This window comes from Bacillus pinisoli, assembly GCF_023036475.1.
In the GTDB taxonomy this organism is placed as follows: Bacteria; Bacillota; Bacilli; order Bacillales; family SA4; genus Bacillus_BS; species Bacillus_BS pinisoli.
Genome location: NZ_JAJQKI010000008.1, coordinates 66,417 through 85,289 on the forward strand (window position 1 = coordinate 66,417; position 18,873 = coordinate 85,289).

The window sequence follows — 18,873 nt, forward strand, 5'->3', positions numbered from 1 at the left end:
CCTTTTTTCAAATTTATGTAACTTTATACTTTGTTTGTTCGTATGTAATAACAGACTAATAGATAAGGTGGAAGGAACATATGAAATGTCATCAATGTCAAACTGAAATGGTAAGAGATTGTAATGTTACTGTCGAGGGTGGAATGTACGGAATTAAGATTAGTAAAAAAAGAAAAGGACTTTTCAACAAAGTATCTGCCAAAACTAAAGCAGCGGTTTGTTCAAGTTGCGGTTATGTAGCTTTATACATTGATGAATATAATGATTTTAGAGAGTAATAGGAAAGGGTGCTCAAGCAATGAAAAATATACCAATAGAACTTTCACCAACAGAAGAAAAACGCCGGGATTGGTATGAAATAAAACTATCAAATGCCCAACGAAGAGTCTCGGAGTTTGCTAGGGAATATCAATGGGATCAGTTTGTGGCTACCCCGTTAATTAAGAAATTTTTGGTTTGTAGCACTAAGGAACAGTTTGATAAGGAGGTAATATCAGCTTTTCAATTGGACCCTGAAACTACTATTCCCAAAACCTATTCTGCTGTCATTTCTCAGGAAGTTTTACTAGCAGTGACACCTGAAACATATGCTGAGAACTATCCAAATGGGCAGGAAGAACATGCGTATGAAAAATTACTCGCGCATGAACTCGCTCATGCTTTTCATATTCGCATTTTAGAAGGAAAAGAAGAAGAGATGGGACCTCGATGGTTTTACGAAGGGTTCGCTCTATTAGTAGCTAATCAGTTTGAATACTTCACAGAGAAGATGAAGAAAGAAGATATGCAAAAGATCATCAATACGGATGAATCGGTTTCATATGTCTATTACCGTCAGATCATGGATGAGATGCTTAAACAAATGGATGTAAAGCATGCAGTAAATTGTGCTAGAGAACTGAGTTTTAGGATTATTCTATAATACTATAATATATGGAACCTTACACTAATGAAGGTAATAATCCGAGAAGGATTATCGTTTACTATTGTTGAAGATATTATATAAATAAATTATGGGTGAACTTAGGAAGAGTAATGAACCCATCATTACTGAAATTTTTTTTGTAAGAATCACAATAAAAATAATGACTACTGAAAGATAGAGGTGTGCTGGTGGAATTATGGGATGTGTATGATATAAATCGGAACAAAACTAATCGTACATGGGTTCGTGGTAAGAGACTTGAACCAGGGGATTATCATTTAGTGGTTCATGTGTGTATTTTTAATTCCAATGGGGAAATGCTCATTCAACAAAGGCAGTCCTTCAAAGAGGGGTGGCCTAATCTGTGGGATCTCACTGTAGGAGGTAGTGCCACTTCTGGGGATACTAGTCAAACTGCTGCGCAAAGAGAATTGTATGAAGAGATTGGCTTAAAAGCAGACTTTCAGCATGTACGACCTCACTTAACCATTAACTTTGAGTATGGATTTGATGACATTTATTTAATCCAAGAAGATGTGGAATTACATAAGCTCACTCTACAACATGAAGAGGTTCAAAACGTGAAATGGGCAAGCAAGGAAGAAATACTGACGATGATTAAAAATGAAGAATTTCTACCATACTACGAAAGTCTCATCCACTTACTATTTGATTGTCGAAACAAGCGTGGAACGATTAAAAGGTGATAAGACTAAGCAATTTTGTAAGTAATAATAACGATTTAAAGGGACGGGAAAAACATGAAAAACTGGTTGTACACATTTTACTTTTTTATACTTGGTGTTATTTCTTTTATTACCCAAGAAGTAGTTACTTTTATCATGTTAGGATTAGTTTTAGTTAGTCTTACTAACATTCATTCAACATTAAAAGAAATATTGGAAGTTAGAAAGAATGAAAAATAAAAACGGTCCAAAAAGATGGGTATTATCACTTTTTTGGTTTAATTACACGAAATAAATAAAGATTTTAATGGTGGTGATTATTATGGGCAAAATACTATCTTCAAAAGAGCTTATGAAATATATTTCGAAAATGAATAGTGATAACTCTGTTTTCCAGTTTTCCATTCCTGGAAAGGGGAGGTTTACACTAGTGTTACAAGAAGAAGATGAAAAGTCTATACACATGGAAGCTGATGAAAATCCTGAGTTAAAACGAATGTTAAAAGAAAGTCAGGAGCAGTATGAGAATGGACGCGGAATGTCTACCAAAGAATTATTAAAATCAATAAGACTATAGAGGACCTTATTTTAATTAGAAATAAAAAAACAGAACGCTTGGTTCTGTTAATTCATTTATTATAATGCTAAAACTGTTTTACATTTCCCACACAATCGGAGCTTTAATAAATAACTTAGGCTCTAATAAATGCTTTTCTTCCTAATTATTCCTTCTCCTGATCAAACCACAATGGTTCCTTGTCATCCACATCACCATTATAATTGATTAAGATCTCTTCTCCTGCTTTTATATCTTTGTAAGCATAGAAGTCAAATGTGTGATTATCAAAGTTAATCTCATAAATGGCATTAGGCTCATAAGAATGATTAAACAGCATTCCATACCCAAGAAGGATTGCCGTATGATGAATCCCATATTCAAAGGCATAATCAGCTAGTAACGTTTTTTCAATGTGTTCATGTTGTTCATTGGGATAAGCAATGACAGGCGCTTCATGTAAGAGTTCACCTTTTTTTATATCACGAGAAGCAAAAACGCCTCTGTTAAACTCTCCGTCATCACTAAGTAACGATGCTTTAATCTCGATCATGTTGCGTTCACCTACTCACTATAAATTAATCTTTTTTCATTGTAACATACCTCATGGGTAAAGATAGTTTTCTTACGTATTTGGCTTTATGTCCAGTGTACACATTCTTCCTAATAGAACATACAGGAAGGACATGCTAAACTTAGTATGAGTTATTTTAGCTGTAAAAAGAAAAGATAAATTAGAGGTGGTGAAAAAATGAAGGTTACGGTAACAAAGAGTGCCCGTGAACAATTTATTCAACAACTTGGTACAAACTTATCTGTTCGAGTTAACGAGTTCCGAACAACTGGTTGAGGTGCTACTTATATGTACGAACTTGCTCAGGCTGAGCAGGGACCAAATGATGAAGTTTTTAAAATAGATGATATGACGATCTTGATTGAACCTTTAGTGGTTAGCCGTTTAGATTTAGATATCATTATTGACCATAATAAAAATTATGGCTTTGTTCTCAAAAATAGTAACGAAATTCTAAGCTTTGGGATGAAATTGAATAAGAGTTCTTAAGGATAGGCCACTGCACTACATATAAGTGAACAGTGGCTTCTATATTAAACAGAATCTATTGCTTTAGTTTAGAAAGCTTCTTCGTAATTTCGGTGATTTCTTTCTCAACCTCATATAAATTATTTTGCATTCTTTCCCGGCGCGCTGTCAGTACATTCAGTTGTTGCTTTAGTTCTTCTCTCTTTTCACTCATTACCGTTTTCCCCCTATGTTGACAAGTTTGTTCTAAGTACCATGATAGTTTCCCTCAGATTGGGACATTTATATAAAGGTAAAATTGTTCCTTTTTATGGTAATATTTCTCAAGCAAACAACTGCAAAAAAGCCACCTTCTAAAGGTAGCTTTCCATTTAAATACCAATTACTTTGCAATAAGTACAAAACTGTTCAAGGAATGATCTTCACCGATCGTAGCATTCATGAGTTCATAATAGCTATTAACTAATGTTTGAATCATGGGGGAAGTCTGCTGAAATTCTTTCCGAAGACTATTGGCATAACTTTTTTCCCAATGTCCATCCTGTAAATACGTCGCATCGACGGTAGTTTCTTGTGCGATGGTAAAGCCTGCATCATGAAGTTTCTGTCGAATCTGATGTTTATGAAACAGGTTTTGAATGTTCCCGTCGTTATTTACATAGTTGGAGTACAAAGCCAGAATGGAAGCTGCACAAAAATGGACACGTTGTTTCATAGAGGTGAAATCAAGATCCCATTCGGCAAAGCAGATACATGTTGCCATTGTCCGTAGCTTTTTGAAGTATTGTCGTAACTCTTCAGGGTCCTTGAAGTACCAGGAACAGTGAGATAATACCGCTATATCGAATGGTTCGCTTGGTTCAAACTTATTGAAATCCGTTTCAAAATGGAAGGTGATGCGACTCCCTAGTTTAGAATGTTGGATTCGTTCTGTCGCTTGACCTAATGTTAACGGTGCTCCGTAGTCAGGGCTTGCCATGTCAATGGCGACAACCTGTCCGGTTTCTCCGACAGCGTCTGCAATGGCAACACTTGTATCTCCTTGGCCGCAGCCAATTTCTAATACGCGCATCCCTTTTTGAATACCGAATGATTGTACTAAAGCTAATCGATGTTGTAACTGAACTTGTTGTATTGAATCATCATTAAATAATTGATAAGTTGATAAAAATGCTTCCGTTTGAGCGTTAAGTTGAAAAGTTGTCATAATGGTTCCTCCTCATTTTAGAGTGCAAAAAAAGACAACGAGAGGGACCAATCGTTATGCATGCATTAAGATATAGTCAGCCTCACGTTGTGTATGATCGTAGTTATTGCTAAAACCATCAATTCATCGACTCCTCATTTTAAGTTACACTTATTTAAGCATGAATAGGTAGGGATGTAAATGTACTTGGCCTAATTGCTAGACATCCACAATTCTATTTCCAAAAGGTGTAAAATAACGTATAATTCTTGTGGGCTTATACTACAGCGAAGAGGTAGATCATGAGATTACGAGATTGGGATGTAAATTTAAAAGTAAGGTTATACGGAGAGTTTTTTGTAAATGTGTTGTTTTGGATGTTCTTCCCGTTTATGGCGATTTATTTTTCGGATGAATTCGGAAAAGACAAGGCTGGATTGTTATTGATTTTGTCCCAGGTGTTTGGGGTCCTCGCGAACTTAGTAGGGGGCTATTGTGCGGACCACTTTGGACGAAAGAAAATGATGGTCATTTCTACGTATGGACAGGGTATTTTCTTTGTCATTTTTGCCTTTGCCAATTCCGTATGGTTGGAGTCAGCATGGTTAAGTTTTATTTGTTTTACAGTAGTTGGAGTGTTCGGGTCTTTCTACTGGCCAGCGAGTCAAGCCATGGTGGCGGATGTTGTGGCGGAAAAACACCGAAACTCCGTGTTTGCGATTTTTTATACAGGAATTAATATAGCGGTTGTCATCGGGCCGATTGTTGGAGGTATATTCTTCTTTGAGCACCGTTTTGAATTATTGATGACAGCGGGTGTCACAAGCTTTGTCATCGGATTCATTTTACAAAAGATGGTGAGCGAAACCGCACCGATGCTGCAAGATCAGGCGGTAAAGAAAACAGAGAAAGAAACATGGGTAGGTGCCATCACAAAGCAGGTGGCAGACTACAAAATTATTGTGCAAGATAAGATCTTTCTATTATTTATCGTTGCAGGTGTGCTGTCTTCGCAGACCTTTATGCAGTTAGATTTACTAATGGCTGTTTATACGAAAGAGTTAGTGCCGCTTCAAACGTTTCTTGCATTCGGAGACTGGAAGCTTGAGCTAGGTGGGGAGAAAGCATTCGGTCTTATTGTTGCGTTTAACGGCTTTATGGTGGCGTTATTAACGGTATATATTACAAGGCAGGTTGATAAATATAGAGAACGAGACGTGTTTATTGCATCGTCCATTCTTTATGGAATTAGTATTTTACTGTTCGGACAAACGAGTGTACTTTGGATTTTACTGGGGGCTATGGCGATTTTCACGATGGCTGAAATTATGGTCGTCGGAATTCAGCAGAGCTTCGTCACGAAAATCGCACCTGAACATATGAGAGGACAGTACTTTGCAGCTGCTAGTCTTCGGTTTACAATCGGTCGTACTTTTGCTCCAATCTCCATCTCTCTTTCGATGTGGATTGGGTATGAGTGGACGTTTGTGATGTTGACGGTTCTTTGCCTCATTAGCGCGCTGATTTATTTTGGTATGTATCAATTGTTTGAGAAGCAGGAAAAGCAAGTAATGAAAAAAGTGATTGTTTAGGATAGTCTCCGTTTTGGGGGCTATTTTTTTATATAAAAGCTTGCATGAAAGAGTTTATGAGAATCATAGAATGGTAGTAGGTAGATGATAGAAATGGAAAGGAGTGTAGAGATGAGCTTTCATGCAGAAAAAATAGAATTGGAAGATGCCTTAGAAGCGATCGAATATTATTACAATAAAGGTTGGACAGATGGCCTACCGGTTGTACCTCCGACAGAAGAAAAAATACTAGCGATGTTAAAGAGTGTAAACATGACATCGGATACAGTCGTTGGTTCCATTCCTGAGAGAGGTCGAGTGTTTACAGCAGAAATAGTGGCCATTAATGCGGTGATGGCGGGCTGTTTACCGGGTTATTTTCCTGTTGTCATGGCAGCCGTACAAGCTATGACGGATCCGAAGTTTGGCTTACATGGTCCAACAGCTAGTACACATGGTGCGTCTATTATGATTATTGTAAATGGTCCAATCGCTAGTCAGATTGGGATGAATAGTGGAGGTAACGCTTTTGGTGGGAGTAATCGTGCGAATGCTACCATCGGTCGAGCGATACGGCTTTTATTAATCAATGCTGGTGGGGCACCTGAGTTTGATCGTGCAACTTTGGGTCACCCAGGCAAAATCAGTTTTTGTTTTGCAGAGAAGGAAACGGAATGGACACCTCTACATGTACAACGTGGTTTTCAAAAACATGATAGTACCGTCACTGTTTTTGCTTGTGAGGGACCGAATCAATTCCAGAATCATAGTGCGTTACATGCTGAGAATATATTACGAACACTTGCCGACCGGATGACGGCACTTGGTACGTTTAATATGGGAAGTGACACCGAGATGGCGGTTACCATTTCTCCAGAACATTATCGAGATCTACATGGACAAGGATGGACAAAGGAAACCATTCAAGAATTTCTATGTAAACATGCTAAAAGATCGGTTGCTGATTTGAAGGCGGGAGGGCTAATTGAAGCCCCGATTGAAGAGGCGGACCATCGTATGTTTAAGCATGCCGTATCAGCACCAGATCAAATTTTACTAACCGTAGCAGGAGGAGAAGCAGGGCGATTTTCTGCTTGTATGCCTGGTTGGTTTAGCTCCAAGCAATGTCAAGCCATTACGAAATCGATTAGTGTTGCAACAGGCTTTACATGAGCAGATTGTTAAATAGGACCAATAGTTTATTGGTCATAACGATAATAAAATAAAAGAGGTGAAAGCATGGGGATTAGCGTTTTCAACCCTACGAGTGGCCCAAGTATAAAGCAGGTAAAGATGGCACAAAGAGGCAAATCACTAGAAGGAAGTATTGTCGCATTAATTGATAACGGTAAGAAAAATTCTGATCGAGTATTGCTTGCGATCGGAGAAAAACTTAAGCAACAATTTCAGGTAAAGGAAGTTTTTATTCATAAAAAAGCTTCATTTTCGCACCCGGTAGAGGAAGCGGAAGCAGAAATGTTAGCCAAAAAGTGCGATTTTATCATATCGGGTATTGGGGACTGAGGTTCCTGTAGCTCGGGCAGTTTGCTCGATGGAATTGTAATGGAAAAGGAGGGGATTCCAACAGCAGTAGTGAATACAGAACCTTTTATTTCTTCAAGTAAAGCAATGGCCGTTGCACATGGTATTCCTGATTATCCTTTTGTGATCATTCCGCACCCTATTGCGACGACTGAAGCAGTGCAGCTGAACAAGTGGGCAGAACAAACGATTGAAGAGGTAGTAGAAATACTAGTAACTGGTAATCAATTAAAAACTGTATAAAAATAATAAAGTACGATATTTGCACTCTTTTTTTGTCGTTTTTTATGAAGTCATGTTCCTCAAAAGAACATATAATAAATAGTAGAATAGTACCTTGAAGTGAACTAATATGACAAAATTTTTGTGTTTTCTATTACTATTACCCTCAATTATCAGAAAAATATGACAAAATAACTACAAAATTTGTTGTCGAAAATAAGTAATTAGATTGATTTTACCTAACTGAAAGTCATATTAATATATAAGTAAGAGATCAGACGGAAATCAAGACGCTGAATCTCGATAAAGGCAAAACTGGTGAAAGCCAGTGACGCAAAGCTAAAGGGGCTAAGGTGTGAGATTCACACTAAGCCAGCCAGTTACCGAAAGATTTGGGCGTTTTTTTTGTACCTACAAAACCCCTCCTTTCGGTAAAGGCGGGGTTTTTTTGTAGGCTCTTTTCTAAAACTTTGTTGCTTTTTTGACCTACCTTATCTGAAGTTAAGCTTATTCTAAACAATAAAATGAAGTATTTATCGTTTAGAAAAGAGCAACTTTCTAGATAGAAAGTAGAAGTCATTAAACTAGTATGTAAAAATCCGGCTTTTGGGATTTTTACGAAAGCAACAATTTATGCGGAAAAAGCCTTTCTATATCACATGGAGGTGAGAGTAGAATGAAGTTGTTCAACCAGAGCAATAATGAGGAACTAGCTGCCGAAGTAGGTAGGGCGTATTCTTTTTTTAAGCGCTTACAAGGGCTCATGTTCTCTAAGGAATTGCCACAAGGTTGCGGTCTTCATCTGAAACCCTGTCAGTCGATTCATACGTATTTCATGAACTATCCAATCGATGTGGTGTTTGTGAACCAACAACTTGAAGTAGTTGGGATTGTTGAATCGATTTCACCGAGTAAGGCTACCAAGGTATATCGTTCTGCTAAGTCCGTGTTTGAATTACCAGCAGGAACGGTAAGCAGAACCAACACTAACATTGGAGATGTGTTAGTGATCAAAGAGTCGTAGGAAAAGAGGAGGAGCTATGAACAAGGTAAAAGGTTTGTTAACAGAAGAACAAGGTCAGGGAATGACAGAGTACGGTTTAGTATTAGGGATCATTGCGGTAGCGGTAGTAGGATTCTTAGTTACACTACGTGGAGAAATTACAGCGATGTTCCAAGATGCCTTAACGACAGTACAAACAAGAGCAACTGGAGACGGTTCAGGAAATTAATAAATTATAAAAAAACAATAAAGGGAGATGGATGAAGATGATGAACAAATTAAAAGGTTTAGTAACAGAAGAACAAGGTCAAGGGATGACAGAATACGGACTAGTATTAGGGATTATTGCGGTAGCGGTAGTAGGATTCTTAGTAACATTACGTGGTGAAATTACAGCGATGTTCCAAGATGCTGTTACATCTGTACAAGGACGCCAAACAGGAGACGGTTCAGGTAACTAATAGAGAGTTTATCTTAACTAAAATATAAAGGAGCGAATGATCATGATGAACAAATTAAAAGGTTTAGTAACGGAAGAACAAGGTCAAGGGATGACAGAATACGGACTAGTATTAGGAATTATTGCGGTAGCAGTAGTAGGATTCTTAGTAACATTACGTGGTGAAATTACAGCGATGTTCCAAGATGCTGTGACAGCTGTACAAGGTCGTCAAACTGGAGACGGATCAGGTAACTAAAAGGTAAATCGGCTCGACTAGTAGGTTTGAGGAAATTGCTATTATACTTAATTATTATTACATGATCTCTTATCTCTACTATTCTATGAGTCCAATGAAAATGAATGTTCTGACACAGCCCCATACGTAATAGTACGTGGGGCTGTTTTTGTAAGTACCTAGTAGTTATTTCTTACAAGAAAGGTGGGATACTTCGTGGTGTTAAATATCCTCCTCCTCATCGTTTTACTTATTTGTTTAATAACGGATCTTAAAAATAGAAAAATCTACAATAACGTTATTTTCCCGTCGCTCTTATTAACGTTTATTCTTCATTTTATATTTGATGGATGGTCCGGTTTAGGATTCTCCTTACTAGGGTTTATTGTCGGTTTTTCCATTTTACTCATTCCCTACTTTTTAGGTGGGATGGGGGCTGGAGATGTAAAACTATTAGCCCTTATTGGTGCAATAAAGGGCATGCAGTTTGTGTTGATCACGTCTGTTTATATGGCTTTATTGGGAGGAGTCATCGCGCTCTTTGTCTTATTTTTTAGAAAAGGTGCTTTTCAAAGAATTAAGTCAATCTTCTATACGATGTCGTGCTTCAGGTCCGGTGTGAAGTTACCTTTATTTTTGGATAAAGAAGGGTTGAAAGCGACTTATCCGTATGGTGTAGCCATTACCGGTGGTGCGCTGCTCAGTCTCTTTTATAAAGGTTGGATTTTATGATGATGAAAGATCAAAAAGGACAATCCTTGGTAGAAATGGCACTGTTACTACCAGTATTGCTACTTATCTTAGTGGGAATTATCGATGTTGGAAGAGTGCTATATTCCTATTCTCATCTTCATCTTGCTACTCAAGAGACGGTTAGATTAGCAGGGTTAGGTAAGTCGGATCAGGAAATTACTCAATTTGCTAGAGATTATCTTCATATAGGTGACGCTTCTACCTTACAAGTAACGATTACACCGAACGAGCAAAACCGGAGTTCAGGTGAGTATGTATCGGTTACTTTACACTATCCGTTGCAGTTGCTAACACCTATTATTTCTAAAATCATTCCGAGTCCAGTCCAGCTACAAGCAGATTCAACGATTCGGGTGGAATGAGGTAAATCTATGATTGAAAAAATAAAGAAATTACGAGATCACGAGAATGGTAATGCCATTGTGCTAATGACGATTGCCCTTCTTGTTTTAATGACCATGGCAGGCTTAGTAATCGATGGTGGTAAACTATTTGTCACGAAAAGCCATCTTCAAAAGACAGCAAATGCCTCTGTGTTATCAGGTGCTCAAAAGCTAGCAGAAGGTGAACAGAGTGTCACGCATGTCGTCCATGACGTCTTACAGTTTCATAACGAAGAACAGAGCTTACAAAACATTTTCGTCGAAGAAAATCGTTTAGTAAGAGTGGAGTTAAATAAAGAGATGCCCTTATCTTTTTCTACCTTGTTTGGAATGGAATCCAGTCCTGTCCATGCAACTGCTGCTGCTGAAATTGGGACAATGGGGAAGGCAAGTGGAGCGGTACCGATTGGCATTGATGAGAGGTTTCAGCTTGAATTTTTTAAAGAGTATGAGCTAAAAACCGATACGAATGGCAGTGATACTGGCTGGTTTGGAATCTTGTCATTAGGTGGACCGGGTGCTGATACGTATTATGAAAATTTTATGAACGGGTATGATGCGGAAATTCAAGTAGGTGATATTATTCCTACTGAAACGGGTAATGTGGCCGGTAAAACAAGGGCAGCCATTAAAGCTAGAATAGACAATTGTCCCTATCCATTAGAAGAGGCTATTGATAAAAAGTGTTCTAGAATTATTTTAATTCCGGTTTATCAACCAGTATCCGTAAAATCCAACCAAATTAAAGAAGTAAAGGTTCGGGGATTTGCTTACTTTTACTTAACGAAACCGGCATCAAGTAAAGATACGTCGGTCCATGGCATGTTTATTGAACTAACAGGACCCGGGACGATTGATCCAAGTGCTGTAAATAGAGGCGCATATAGCATAAGACTAACTGAGTAGGTGAATATATGAAATCAAAATTTATCCTAATTTTAGCCATCGTCATGGGGATTATGACAACGTTCTTATTTTTTAATTATATGAAGAAGTTTGATACCGAAATGGCCATTAGTGAAAGCATGATTGATATTGTGGTCGCAAAAGAAAAAATTGTGGCTAACACGAAGTTACATGCCAATTTACTAGAAGTGAGATCGGTTCCGGAAAAAGGGGTGCATCCTCAGGCGATTAAAGAAATGTCAGAGCTTGAAGGATTATATGTAACGTCCCCAATTGAAGCGGGTGAAGCGATTTTAGAGCATCGTGTTCAATCAGCTATTGAAGAGAATCTGTTCGTTTCTCGAAAAGTGAGTGAAGGACATAGAGCAGTATCAATCGGTGTCGATTTCGTCCAATCTGTCTCTACGCTCATTGAGCCTGAAGATTATGTGGATGTTGTATTCAGTGAAGTAGTGAGTACTAACCCGACAACGATTCAGACAGAACAAATATTAAGTCGAGTCCGTGTACTCGCAGTAGGGACAAAGATGGTACCAAAAACCGATGAGAGTGAAGAATATGTGGAGTATACATCGGTTACGTTAGAACTGAAGCCGGAAGATGCGGTGACGGTGATCAATGCATCAGAACGAGGAAACATTCAATTTACCTTAAATAGTAAAGTGGCAACAAAATAATACCCTGAGGAATGGTGTAGAAAGAAAGTGGGGGTGAGTCAGATGAGTGAGGAAAAAGGACAAAAGCGTGGCGAATTTATAGCGATATGTAGTGCGAAGGGCGGGGTTGGTCGAACGTTATTGACCGTTAACCTTGCTGTTGCACTTTGTAAAAAGAATATAAGAATCAGTGTTCTAGATGGCGATTTTCAGTTCGGGGATGTCAGTCTTGCGATGGACTTGCAATCTACGTTTACGATTAAAGATGTCATTCAAGAATTGAATCGATTAGATGAATATACACTCGCGAGTTATCTCAGCCATCATGAGAGTGGGGTAAAAGTATTATCTGCTCCTGAACAACCAGAATATGCTGATTTAGTGACGGAGGAAGCGTTAGAAAAGATTATCCCACTCATGCTAACTCAGAATGAATATACCATTGCCGATACTGGGGTAGGTTTAACTGATAAATCCCTTTCTCTATTAGAAAAGGCTGATCAAATTCTACTTGTGACCAATTTAGAAATGGCAACGTTAAAAAATACGAAGCTCATGTTAGAAACATTGGACAAGCTTGAGTTACGAGATAAAGTTCGATTAGTCGTCAATCGTGCGACGATGGAGAGTGTCATTCAAGCCGCAGATGTCCCGGACATACTTGGTGAAGAAGATCCGATTTATATTCCTAATGATTTTCAAATATCATCTCAGTCTTTGAATATCGGGATACCGTTTGTGATTAATCAAGGAAAAACAGAACTAGCTAAATCGATTTTTAAAATGGCGGAACAAATTTCTTCTCGCCGTGAAATTACGATGATTAAAAAGAAAGAACCATCTTTTCTGACAAAGATGTTTAATCGAAAGCGTGTGAAGGAGGGAACCGAATGAGTCTATTAAAAAAGCTTGAAGAAAAAAACAAACATACAATGGACTCTTCCGGCGAGGAAGTGGTAGAGGAAGTTTCACAACCTAAGAAGGATATTATATCTACTCTGCGTGAATCCAGAAGGACAGAAACGGTTCAAACGACGACTCCTCAAAAACCGAAACAACAACCTGTTAATAAGCATCAAGAATTAAAAAGCCTTCTTCATAAACAAATCCTTTCTGAGATGAAGGATGACAATGTAGAGGAAATCATTCCTAAGCTAGATGCAATGGCGATTGAGATAATGAAAGAAGATGAGTCGTTTCGAGGGAAAATTGACCGTAAGAAAGTAGTCGAAGAACTCATCAATGATTTAACAGGTTTTGGACCGATTAATCCATTATTAATGGATGAAGAGGTAACAGAGGTAATGGTAAATGGTCCAAACCAAGTATACGCCGAGCGAAAAGGGAAGTTAGAGTTAACAGGCATCCAATTTCGTGACAATGAACATGTCATGAATGTAATTGAAAAGATTGTATCTCCGATTGGTCGCCGTATTGATGAGAGCAGTCCCATGGTAGATGCTAGATTACCTGATGGATCTCGTGTAAATGCGATTATTCCACCCCTTGCTTTGAATGGACCAACGATTACCATTCGTAAGTTCGCTAAAGACCCTTACACAATAGAAGATTTAATTCGTTTTGGTACGGTGACAAGGGATATGGCCATTTTCCTTGAAGCGTGTGTAAAAGCAAATTTAAACATTTTTGTTAGTGGTGGAACTGGCTCTGGGAAAACAACGACACTGAATGTACTTTCAAACTTTATCCCGCATGATCAGCGAATTGTGACGATTGAGGATGCGGCAGAATTACAGCTTGGTCAGGATCATGTTATTTCGCTTGAATCACGACCGCCGAACATTGAGGGTAAAGGAGCTATTCAGATTCGTGACCTCGTGCGAAATTCTTTGCGTATGCGTCCAGATCGCATCGTCATTGGGGAGGTTCGTGGAGGAGAGGCACTCGATATGCTTCAAGCGATGAATACAGGACATGATGGCTCACTTGCTACAGGTCACTCTAACAGTCCAAGGGATATGATTGCTAGACTTGAAACGATGGTGTTACTTGCCGGTGTGGATTTACCTGTGCGAGCGATTCGTGAACAAATTGCAGGAGCGGTGGACCTCATCATCCAACAATCTCGTCTAAAAGATGGAACGAGAAGGATTGTAAATATCACCGAAGTTCAAGGACTAGAAGGGGATGTCATTGTTCTTCAAGACATTTTTTCATATCGTCAAGACGGTGTCGGTCACGATGGAAAAATTATTGGGAAGCTTATACCAACTGGTGTACGACCTAAGTTTTATGAACAACTAGAAACGTCGGGCATTCATATTCCAGCAAGTGTATTTATTGAAGATGAGGAGTGGAGTTAATGAAATGGTTTCTTCTCGCTCTAATTTTGTTTTCTTCCTTTTTATTTTTTACCGCCATTCTCCAGTTCATCTTTTTATCAAATAGTAGATTAGAAAAACGAATGAAACACTACTTATCCGTTCAGGAAAAGAAGGGTCTCGATCGAAATAAATTTAATTTAATGGTTCAAATGCAGGTAACAAAGCAAAAGATCCGAACGCAAGTCCTCACAAAGGACAAGAACAATCGATTAGAAGTCATGATTAGCCGAGCAGGCTTGCCTTTGAAGCCGGAAGAATATGTCCTCTTTCAATGGATTTTAACTGCATTTTTTGCAGGAGTTGCCTTTCTCATTTTTGGTCATATCGTGTTTGCCGTCCTAGGTGCCGTGACAGGGTTTCTTTTACCAAAATGGTTTTTAGGGAAAAAGCAAAAAGAAAGGTTACGTGCCTTTAATGATAGCTTGCCTGATATGATTACCACCATCGTAGGATCTCTACGGGCCGGTTTTAGTTTTCCACAAGCCTTAAAAACGGTGGTAGAAGAAGCGAATAATCCGATTAAAGAAGAGATGGAAACGGTACTACGTGAAATGCAGTATGGAAGCAGTATTGAAGATGCTATGCACGGTTTAAAGGATCGGATGCCTTCTGAAGACTTAGACTTAATGATTCAAGCTATTTTGATTCAACGACAAGTTGGAGGAAATCTAGCAACCGTTTTAGACAAAATTGTGGAGACGATTAGAGACCGTACAAAGATTCAGCGACAAATCGTCACGTTAACCGCTCAAGGAAGGCTGTCTGGCATTGTCATTGGTCTATTACCTATCATTTTAGGATGTGTGCTTTATTTAATTGAACCTACTTATATTGGTACGCTTTTTACGAATGTGATTGGTATCATTATGCTAACGGTAGGTGCGATCTCTAGTTTAATTGGATTTGTATTTATACGAAAATTAACGTCAATTGAGGTGTAACCATGTTATATTTCACCTTTTTCTTAACGATTACTTTCTTTATATATTTTATTTTTATCTTCCAAAAAGAACGCAGAGATGTGGTGAAAAGGAGATTAGCGCTTTTTTCAGATCGAACGGATTTACAAGGGGTGGAGGAACAAGAGGAATCTGAAAAACGGGAAGGACTTGTAAAGCGAGGGCTTCAGTATCTGTGGAAAGAGTTTAAACGGAGCTTTAAACAGAAGCTACCAGGTGAGAAGGAAGCTAAGATCGAAATCAAGTTGCTACAAGCAGGAAACCCATTTGGCATGACACCAGTTGAGTTCCGGTTATTACAAATCTCCCTGTTTATTTTGTTTCCAATTTTATTTATTGGGTACGGGGGATTGCTGAATTTTCATACGGGTGCCATTATTCTTCTATTTTTGCTATCGATTGTTTCAGCAATGTTCCTTCCTCATTTTTATTTGAAGCAAAAAATGAAACAACGTTATCATATGGCTATTCGTGAGCTACCAGATGTACTAGATTTGCTAACAGTTAGTCTAGAAGCGGGACTTGGATTTGACTCTGCCTTAAGTAAGCTTGTGTCTAAAAAAGAAGGCGTACTCGCGGATGAATTTCACCGCTGTCTTGAGGAAATTCGTTTAGGAAAAACAAGAAGAGAAGCACTCTCTGGTGTGAGAGACCGCTTGGACGTAGACGAAATTAAAATTTTAATCAGTAGTATCATTCAAGCTGAAAAACTCGGAATCGGAATGGTTCAAGTACTACGAATTCAATCTTCCGAGGTACGAGACCAACGAAAACAACGCGCAGAAGAAGAGGCCATGAAAGCACCTATTAAGATGCTCTTCCCACTTGTGTTATTCATATTTCCTAGTATCTTTATCGTCTTGTTGGGGCCAGCTATTTTACAATTTATCGAAACGTTTAGCCAGTGATCTTTAGGGATTACTGGTTTTTTTGTGTTAGTATGATTTTTTTATCTAGAAGGTATTCACGGTGATTGTTTGGATAAAATACAATCATTGATAAAACAAGGAGGTTTAAAGAATGTCTGAATTAGAACCAGTTGAATACGAAACAGGTACAGCTATCCGTGATTACGATATTATTGACATTACAGCGACTGAAACCGGGTACGAGGTCACGCTTGATGTGAACTTAGACAGTGGGTACTCATTATCTAGAACGAAACTTGAACTATCTAAGGAAGACTTAGAAGGGTACGAAACGAGTGAAGTAGAAGAAGGCATTAAGTATGCTTTAGGGTTTTTTAGTGAGTGATTCGACAAAATTCGGGTGGTGCCTGGCACTTGTCGACTCTGTCGCCAAGTGCCAGGCCTTTCTGTATATACAGGGAATAAATTGAAACCAGTTTTCAGGGACCTGTAAGGAGAAGTTTTTTTGCAAGGATTTGGAATGGTAGACTACCATAGAATAGAAACGAATCGTTATGTCTTAATGTACTAACTTTAAACTATATTAATGAAGTGTTTCATCACTTTTTAGAAGAAGAGATTACAAGTTTTATGGTAGAGCCAGGTAATGAAAGATCCATTAGTTGATAGAGCGGGTAGGTTTTAGAAGAGATAGGGAATTTAGCGATCATTTTGGTAAATTATTATTTGAGTAAGTCTTTAGCTGAATCCGATGTGTGGGGAATAAAGTGGTGTCTTAATTCGTAATTGGTAAAAATTAATAAAAAGCTAATACTATTAGAAGATTTATGCATTAGCTTTTTATATGTTATAGTATAGGTTTGGTAGGCTCATTTCCTACTAACGGAATTAATTAATTTTTATAACATACAAGGTGGTCATATGAGTAACAAAATTAATAGACAACTAGAAAAACAAATGATGCAAGCCTTACAAAGGGTGAAAGATTTTAGTAGGCAACAGGAAGAGAAAGTAGATAAGAGGAACTGGGGACCTATTGATGTTCCGGTTGGTTTGCAGGAGGCTCTAAGTACTTATACGAAGATCGAATTGGATTCTATTAGAAAGAAACTAGAAATTAAAGGTGCTAGTAGCTTGAAAAAGGATCAGCTCATTACAGTACTACAAGAGAGCATTCCTCAGCATCTGGAGAGTGTTTGTCTCACATGGGATAGTGAAAGATTTGATTTAGTGGCTAGTGTTGCTAGTAGTGGAGGCTATGTGAAGGCTCCGTATTTAGATAGTTTTCAAATAAGTTATCTTCGTGATAGCGGACTCGTCGTGACAGGATCTTTACATGGAGAGCGAATCCTTGCTGTTCCTGAAGAACTAATTAAACCTATCCTATCATTGAGAAATAATATAGAAGTCAGAGCAAAAATAAAGCGTAATACGGAATGGGTTAGATTAACATACGGGTTATTACATTATTATGGAACCTTACGTGCAGATCAGATGTTTGATATGTTGGAAAAGTACATGAATGAAAAACTTGATCTAAGAGAGTATTTAAATGTAATTCATGATGCGAAAGCCTACAGTAAAGAAATTAAAATTGATGAGACTGGCTTCTCCAATAGAAGAGTATTTGACCCAAAACAAGTAATTAAAGAACATGAAATGAGAAAAGGAGTTCCGTTTTATCCGTTTTCAAAGGAACAACTTCTCACAGCTGGAGAACCTGGATATATTGAGATCACTAAAAGCTTTCAGCAAGTTGTTAGCTTCCTTACCAAGCAATTTGAAATCAGTAAGGAGGATGCAGTTCTATATGTAAGTGAGTGTGTGTTTGCGGCAAGGAGTGGTGCCAGCCTCAATAGTGTCATTCAGTATTTAGCCAATCTAATAAAGATTGACAGTGAGGACACTTTCCAAGCCTTAACCAATCACATTATCTACTTAATGAATAACACGAAACAATGGTATCTTAAAGGTCATACCTCCATGGAGTTAAAGGAGCAGAAACCATCAAATCAACAAACCAACCAATTAAGTAATCCTTCTAGTACAACAGAAGAGAAGATTGGTAGGAACGATCCGTGCCCATGTGGAAGTGGCAAGAAGTACAAAAAATGCTGCGGCTGATTCATGGGAACTCTATGGATTTTATAAGGCTCATCTACTTGCGTAGATGAGCCTTATTTGTATTCGACAAAATTCGGGCGGTGACAGGCACCAAGTCTTTGGTGCCTGTCCAACCATAAAACCTTGTGAGATCATTTTAAAACGTGGGTAGTTAATGGAAAAAAGGGTATTGGTGTAACTAGCAAACGAGATTCCTGTTTTTAATGTTATCCCTTGTCGAAGTGGAATTAGTCACTACACTGATGAATATACATCTCTAGATGTTACGAATTAGGTGTAAGGTATTCGACAAAATTCGGGTGGTGCCTGTCACCGAGCCGGTGACAGGATACTTAAGTAAATATAAATTATCGTAATATTATAAACTACTATAAAACTACTAAACTTCATAAAAAATAACTTTGAAAAGTAATTATAGTTGTGTTAATATACATCTAGTCGTATGAAAATGTACTAATATTTTTACCG

26 protein-coding genes and 1 riboswitch are annotated in these 18,873 nt (G+C 38.2%); of the genes, 23 read left to right on the forward strand and 3 right to left on the reverse strand.

What is annotated here, in order from left to right:
• The first annotated feature begins 80 nt into the window (after positions 1-80).
• The 5 genes from LT143_RS12755 (at position 81) to LT143_RS12775 (ending at position 2,188) form a co-directional block, all read left to right on the forward strand.
• The gene (locus LT143_RS12755) at positions 81-278 is read left to right on the forward strand and encodes a nucleic acid-binding protein (RefSeq protein ID WP_246943530.1); all 198 of its coding nucleotides are present in this window, start codon (positions 81-83) and stop codon (positions 276-278) included.
• 20 nt (positions 279-298) lie between these two features.
• The gene (locus LT143_RS12760) at positions 299-922 is read left to right on the forward strand and encodes a hypothetical protein (RefSeq protein ID WP_246943532.1); all 624 of its coding nucleotides are present in this window, start codon (positions 299-301) and stop codon (positions 920-922) included.
• Between the two features lie 191 nt (positions 923-1,113).
• Entirely contained in the window at positions 1,114-1,632 is a 519-nt protein-coding gene (locus tag LT143_RS12765; protein WP_246943534.1) for an NUDIX hydrolase, read from the forward strand.
• A gap of 54 nt (positions 1,633-1,686) precedes the next feature.
• Positions 1,687-1,851: a hypothetical protein gene (locus LT143_RS12770; protein ID WP_246943536.1), complete on the forward strand. Its 165-nt coding sequence runs from the start codon at positions 1,687-1,689 to the stop codon at positions 1,849-1,851.
• 112 nt (positions 1,852-1,963) lie between these two features.
• Positions 1,964-2,188, forward strand: a complete 225-nt coding sequence (locus LT143_RS12775; RefSeq protein WP_336296612.1) for a hypothetical protein — start codon at positions 1,964-1,966, stop codon at positions 2,186-2,188.
• Positions 2,189-2,333: 145 nt separating this feature from the next.
• On the opposite strand, the gene LT143_RS12780 is transcribed toward LT143_RS12775, so the two are convergent.
• Positions 2,334-2,720, reverse strand: a complete 387-nt coding sequence (locus LT143_RS12780) for an SET domain-containing protein (protein WP_246943539.1) — start codon at positions 2,718-2,720, stop codon at positions 2,334-2,336.
• 309 nt (positions 2,721-3,029) lie between these two features.
• On the opposite strand from LT143_RS12780, the gene LT143_RS12785 reads away from it, so the two are divergent.
• A complete protein-coding gene (locus LT143_RS12785) occupies positions 3,030-3,230 on the forward strand; it encodes a hypothetical protein (protein WP_246943540.1) in 201 nt (66 codons plus the stop codon).
• A 55-nt stretch (positions 3,231-3,285) separates the two neighbouring features.
• Here the strand turns inward: LT143_RS12785 and LT143_RS12790 are convergent, their stop codons facing one another.
• Positions 3,286-3,423 carry a hypothetical protein gene (locus LT143_RS12790; protein WP_246943541.1) on the reverse strand — a complete coding sequence of 46 codons (138 nt, stop codon included), beginning with the start codon at positions 3,421-3,423 and terminating at the stop codon, positions 3,286-3,288.
• A gap of 168 nt (positions 3,424-3,591) precedes the next feature.
• Entirely contained in the window at positions 3,592-4,416 is an 825-nt protein-coding gene (locus LT143_RS12795; protein ID WP_246943542.1) for an SAM-dependent methyltransferase, read from the reverse strand.
• 281 nt (positions 4,417-4,697) lie between these two features.
• Here LT143_RS12795 and LT143_RS12800 point away from each other — a divergent pair, with 281 nt between their 5' ends.
• From LT143_RS12800 to LT143_RS12885, 17 genes are all read left to right on the forward strand, one after another.
• Complete coding sequence (locus LT143_RS12800) at positions 4,698-5,987, forward strand: MDR family MFS transporter (RefSeq protein ID WP_246943543.1); 1,290 nt, start codon at positions 4,698-4,700, stop codon at positions 5,985-5,987.
• A 111-nt stretch (positions 5,988-6,098) separates the two neighbouring features.
• Entirely contained in the window at positions 6,099-7,139 is a 1,041-nt protein-coding gene (locus tag LT143_RS12805; RefSeq protein ID WP_246943544.1) for a hypothetical protein, read from the forward strand.
• A gap of 66 nt (positions 7,140-7,205) precedes the next feature.
• Positions 7,206-7,751 carry a UGSC family (seleno)protein gene (locus LT143_RS20610; protein WP_336296613.1) on the forward strand — a complete coding sequence of 182 codons (546 nt, stop codon included), beginning with the start codon at positions 7,206-7,208 and terminating at the stop codon, positions 7,749-7,751.
• A 277-nt stretch (positions 7,752-8,028) separates the two neighbouring features.
• Positions 8,029-8,118, forward strand: a riboswitch (cyclic di-GMP riboswitch).
• Between the two features lie 288 nt (positions 8,119-8,406).
• The gene (locus LT143_RS12820; protein WP_246943550.1) at positions 8,407-8,754 is read left to right on the forward strand and encodes a DUF192 domain-containing protein; all 348 of its coding nucleotides are present in this window, start codon (positions 8,407-8,409) and stop codon (positions 8,752-8,754) included.
• 16 nt (positions 8,755-8,770) lie between these two features.
• Entirely contained in the window at positions 8,771-8,962 is a 192-nt protein-coding gene (locus LT143_RS12825) for a Flp family type IVb pilin (protein ID WP_246943552.1), read from the forward strand.
• 37 nt (positions 8,963-8,999) lie between these two features.
• Positions 9,000-9,194 carry a Flp family type IVb pilin gene (locus tag LT143_RS12830; protein ID WP_246943554.1) on the forward strand — a complete coding sequence of 65 codons (195 nt, stop codon included), beginning with the start codon at positions 9,000-9,002 and terminating at the stop codon, positions 9,192-9,194.
• A gap of 42 nt (positions 9,195-9,236) precedes the next feature.
• Positions 9,237-9,431, forward strand: a complete 195-nt coding sequence (locus tag LT143_RS12835; protein ID WP_246943556.1) for a Flp family type IVb pilin — start codon at positions 9,237-9,239, stop codon at positions 9,429-9,431.
• A gap of 195 nt (positions 9,432-9,626) precedes the next feature.
• Positions 9,627-10,142 carry an A24 family peptidase gene (locus LT143_RS12840; protein ID WP_246943558.1) on the forward strand — a complete coding sequence of 172 codons (516 nt, stop codon included), beginning with the start codon at positions 9,627-9,629 and terminating at the stop codon, positions 10,140-10,142.
• On the forward strand, positions 10,139-10,525 hold the full coding sequence (locus tag LT143_RS12845) for a TadE/TadG family type IV pilus assembly protein (protein ID WP_246943560.1): 387 nt from the start codon (positions 10,139-10,141) through the stop codon (positions 10,523-10,525). The genes LT143_RS12840 and LT143_RS12845 overlap by 4 nt, the downstream gene beginning before the upstream one ends.
• A gap of 9 nt (positions 10,526-10,534) precedes the next feature.
• On the forward strand, positions 10,535-11,452 hold the full coding sequence (locus tag LT143_RS12850) for a Tad domain-containing protein (protein ID WP_246943562.1): 918 nt from the start codon (positions 10,535-10,537) through the stop codon (positions 11,450-11,452).
• Positions 11,453-11,460: 8 nt separating this feature from the next.
• Positions 11,461-12,129 (forward strand): Flp pilus assembly protein CpaB, encoded by a 669-nt coding sequence (cpaB, locus tag LT143_RS12855; RefSeq protein WP_246943564.1) that lies wholly within the window; start codon positions 11,461-11,463, stop codon positions 12,127-12,129.
• Between the two features lie 42 nt (positions 12,130-12,171).
• The gene (locus LT143_RS12860; RefSeq protein WP_246943567.1) at positions 12,172-13,002 is read left to right on the forward strand and encodes a CpaE/TadZ family protein; all 831 of its coding nucleotides are present in this window, start codon (positions 12,172-12,174) and stop codon (positions 13,000-13,002) included.
• On the forward strand, positions 12,999-14,432 hold the full coding sequence (locus LT143_RS12865; protein ID WP_246943569.1) for a TadA family conjugal transfer-associated ATPase: 1,434 nt from the start codon (positions 12,999-13,001) through the stop codon (positions 14,430-14,432). Before LT143_RS12860 ends, LT143_RS12865 begins: the two co-directional genes overlap by 4 nt.
• Positions 14,432-15,394: a type II secretion system F family protein gene (locus LT143_RS12870; RefSeq protein ID WP_246943571.1), complete on the forward strand. Its 963-nt coding sequence runs from the start codon at positions 14,432-14,434 to the stop codon at positions 15,392-15,394. Before LT143_RS12865 ends, LT143_RS12870 begins: the two co-directional genes overlap by 1 nt.
• A gap of 2 nt (positions 15,395-15,396) precedes the next feature.
• Entirely contained in the window at positions 15,397-16,320 is a 924-nt protein-coding gene (locus LT143_RS12875; RefSeq protein WP_246943572.1) for a type II secretion system F family protein, read from the forward strand.
• A gap of 112 nt (positions 16,321-16,432) precedes the next feature.
• Positions 16,433-16,666, forward strand: coding sequence for a hypothetical protein (locus LT143_RS12880; protein ID WP_246943573.1), 234 nt, complete (start codon positions 16,433-16,435; stop codon positions 16,664-16,666).
• Between the two features lie 536 nt (positions 16,667-17,202).
• A complete protein-coding gene (locus tag LT143_RS12885; protein WP_246943574.1) occupies positions 17,203-18,405 on the forward strand; it encodes an SEC-C metal-binding domain-containing protein in 1,203 nt (400 codons plus the stop codon).
• The last annotated feature ends 468 nt before the right edge of the window (positions 18,406-18,873 follow it).

Excerpts from the sequence above, each read along its gene's own strand:
- LT143_RS12755 (WP_246943530.1), top strand. The coding sequence starts at position 81 with ATGAAATGTCATCAATGTCAAACTGAAATGGTAAGAGATTGTAATGTT.
- LT143_RS12760 (WP_246943532.1), top strand. The coding sequence starts at position 299 with ATGAAAAATATACCAATAGAACTTTCACCAACAGAAGAAAAACGCCGG.
- LT143_RS12770 (WP_246943536.1), top strand. The coding sequence starts at position 1,687 with ATGAAAAACTGGTTGTACACATTTTACTTTTTTATACTTGGTGTTATT.
- LT143_RS12775 (WP_336296612.1), top strand. The coding sequence starts at position 1,964 with ATGAAATATATTTCGAAAATGAATAGTGATAACTCTGTTTTCCAGTTT.
- LT143_RS12780 (WP_246943539.1), bottom strand. The coding sequence starts at position 2,720 with ATGATCGAGATTAAAGCATCGTTACTTAGTGATGACGGAGAGTTTAAC.
- LT143_RS12785 (WP_246943540.1), top strand. The coding sequence starts at position 3,030 with ATGTACGAACTTGCTCAGGCTGAGCAGGGACCAAATGATGAAGTTTTT.
- LT143_RS12790 (WP_246943541.1), bottom strand. The coding sequence starts at position 3,423 with ATGAGTGAAAAGAGAGAAGAACTAAAGCAACAACTGAATGTACTGACA.
- LT143_RS12795 (WP_246943542.1), bottom strand. The coding sequence starts at position 4,416 with ATGACAACTTTTCAACTTAACGCTCAAACGGAAGCATTTTTATCAACT.
- LT143_RS12800 (WP_246943543.1), top strand. The coding sequence starts at position 4,698 with ATGAGATTACGAGATTGGGATGTAAATTTAAAAGTAAGGTTATACGGA.
- LT143_RS12805 (WP_246943544.1), top strand. The coding sequence starts at position 6,099 with ATGAGCTTTCATGCAGAAAAAATAGAATTGGAAGATGCCTTAGAAGCG.
- LT143_RS12820 (WP_246943550.1), top strand. The coding sequence starts at position 8,407 with ATGAAGTTGTTCAACCAGAGCAATAATGAGGAACTAGCTGCCGAAGTA.
- LT143_RS12825 (WP_246943552.1), top strand. The coding sequence starts at position 8,771 with ATGAACAAGGTAAAAGGTTTGTTAACAGAAGAACAAGGTCAGGGAATG.
- LT143_RS12830 (WP_246943554.1), top strand. The coding sequence starts at position 9,000 with ATGATGAACAAATTAAAAGGTTTAGTAACAGAAGAACAAGGTCAAGGG.
- LT143_RS12835 (WP_246943556.1), top strand. The coding sequence starts at position 9,237 with ATGATGAACAAATTAAAAGGTTTAGTAACGGAAGAACAAGGTCAAGGG.
- LT143_RS12845 (WP_246943560.1), top strand. The coding sequence starts at position 10,139 with ATGATGATGAAAGATCAAAAAGGACAATCCTTGGTAGAAATGGCACTG.
- LT143_RS12850 (WP_246943562.1), top strand. The coding sequence starts at position 10,535 with ATGATTGAAAAAATAAAGAAATTACGAGATCACGAGAATGGTAATGCC.
- cpaB (WP_246943564.1), top strand. The coding sequence starts at position 11,461 with ATGAAATCAAAATTTATCCTAATTTTAGCCATCGTCATGGGGATTATG.
- LT143_RS12860 (WP_246943567.1), top strand. The coding sequence starts at position 12,172 with ATGAGTGAGGAAAAAGGACAAAAGCGTGGCGAATTTATAGCGATATGT.
- LT143_RS12865 (WP_246943569.1), top strand. The coding sequence starts at position 12,999 with ATGAGTCTATTAAAAAAGCTTGAAGAAAAAAACAAACATACAATGGAC.
- LT143_RS12870 (WP_246943571.1), top strand. The coding sequence starts at position 14,432 with ATGAAATGGTTTCTTCTCGCTCTAATTTTGTTTTCTTCCTTTTTATTT.
- LT143_RS12875 (WP_246943572.1), top strand. The coding sequence starts at position 15,397 with ATGTTATATTTCACCTTTTTCTTAACGATTACTTTCTTTATATATTTT.
- LT143_RS12880 (WP_246943573.1), top strand. The coding sequence starts at position 16,433 with ATGTCTGAATTAGAACCAGTTGAATACGAAACAGGTACAGCTATCCGT.
- LT143_RS12885 (WP_246943574.1), top strand. The coding sequence starts at position 17,203 with ATGAGTAACAAAATTAATAGACAACTAGAAAAACAAATGATGCAAGCC.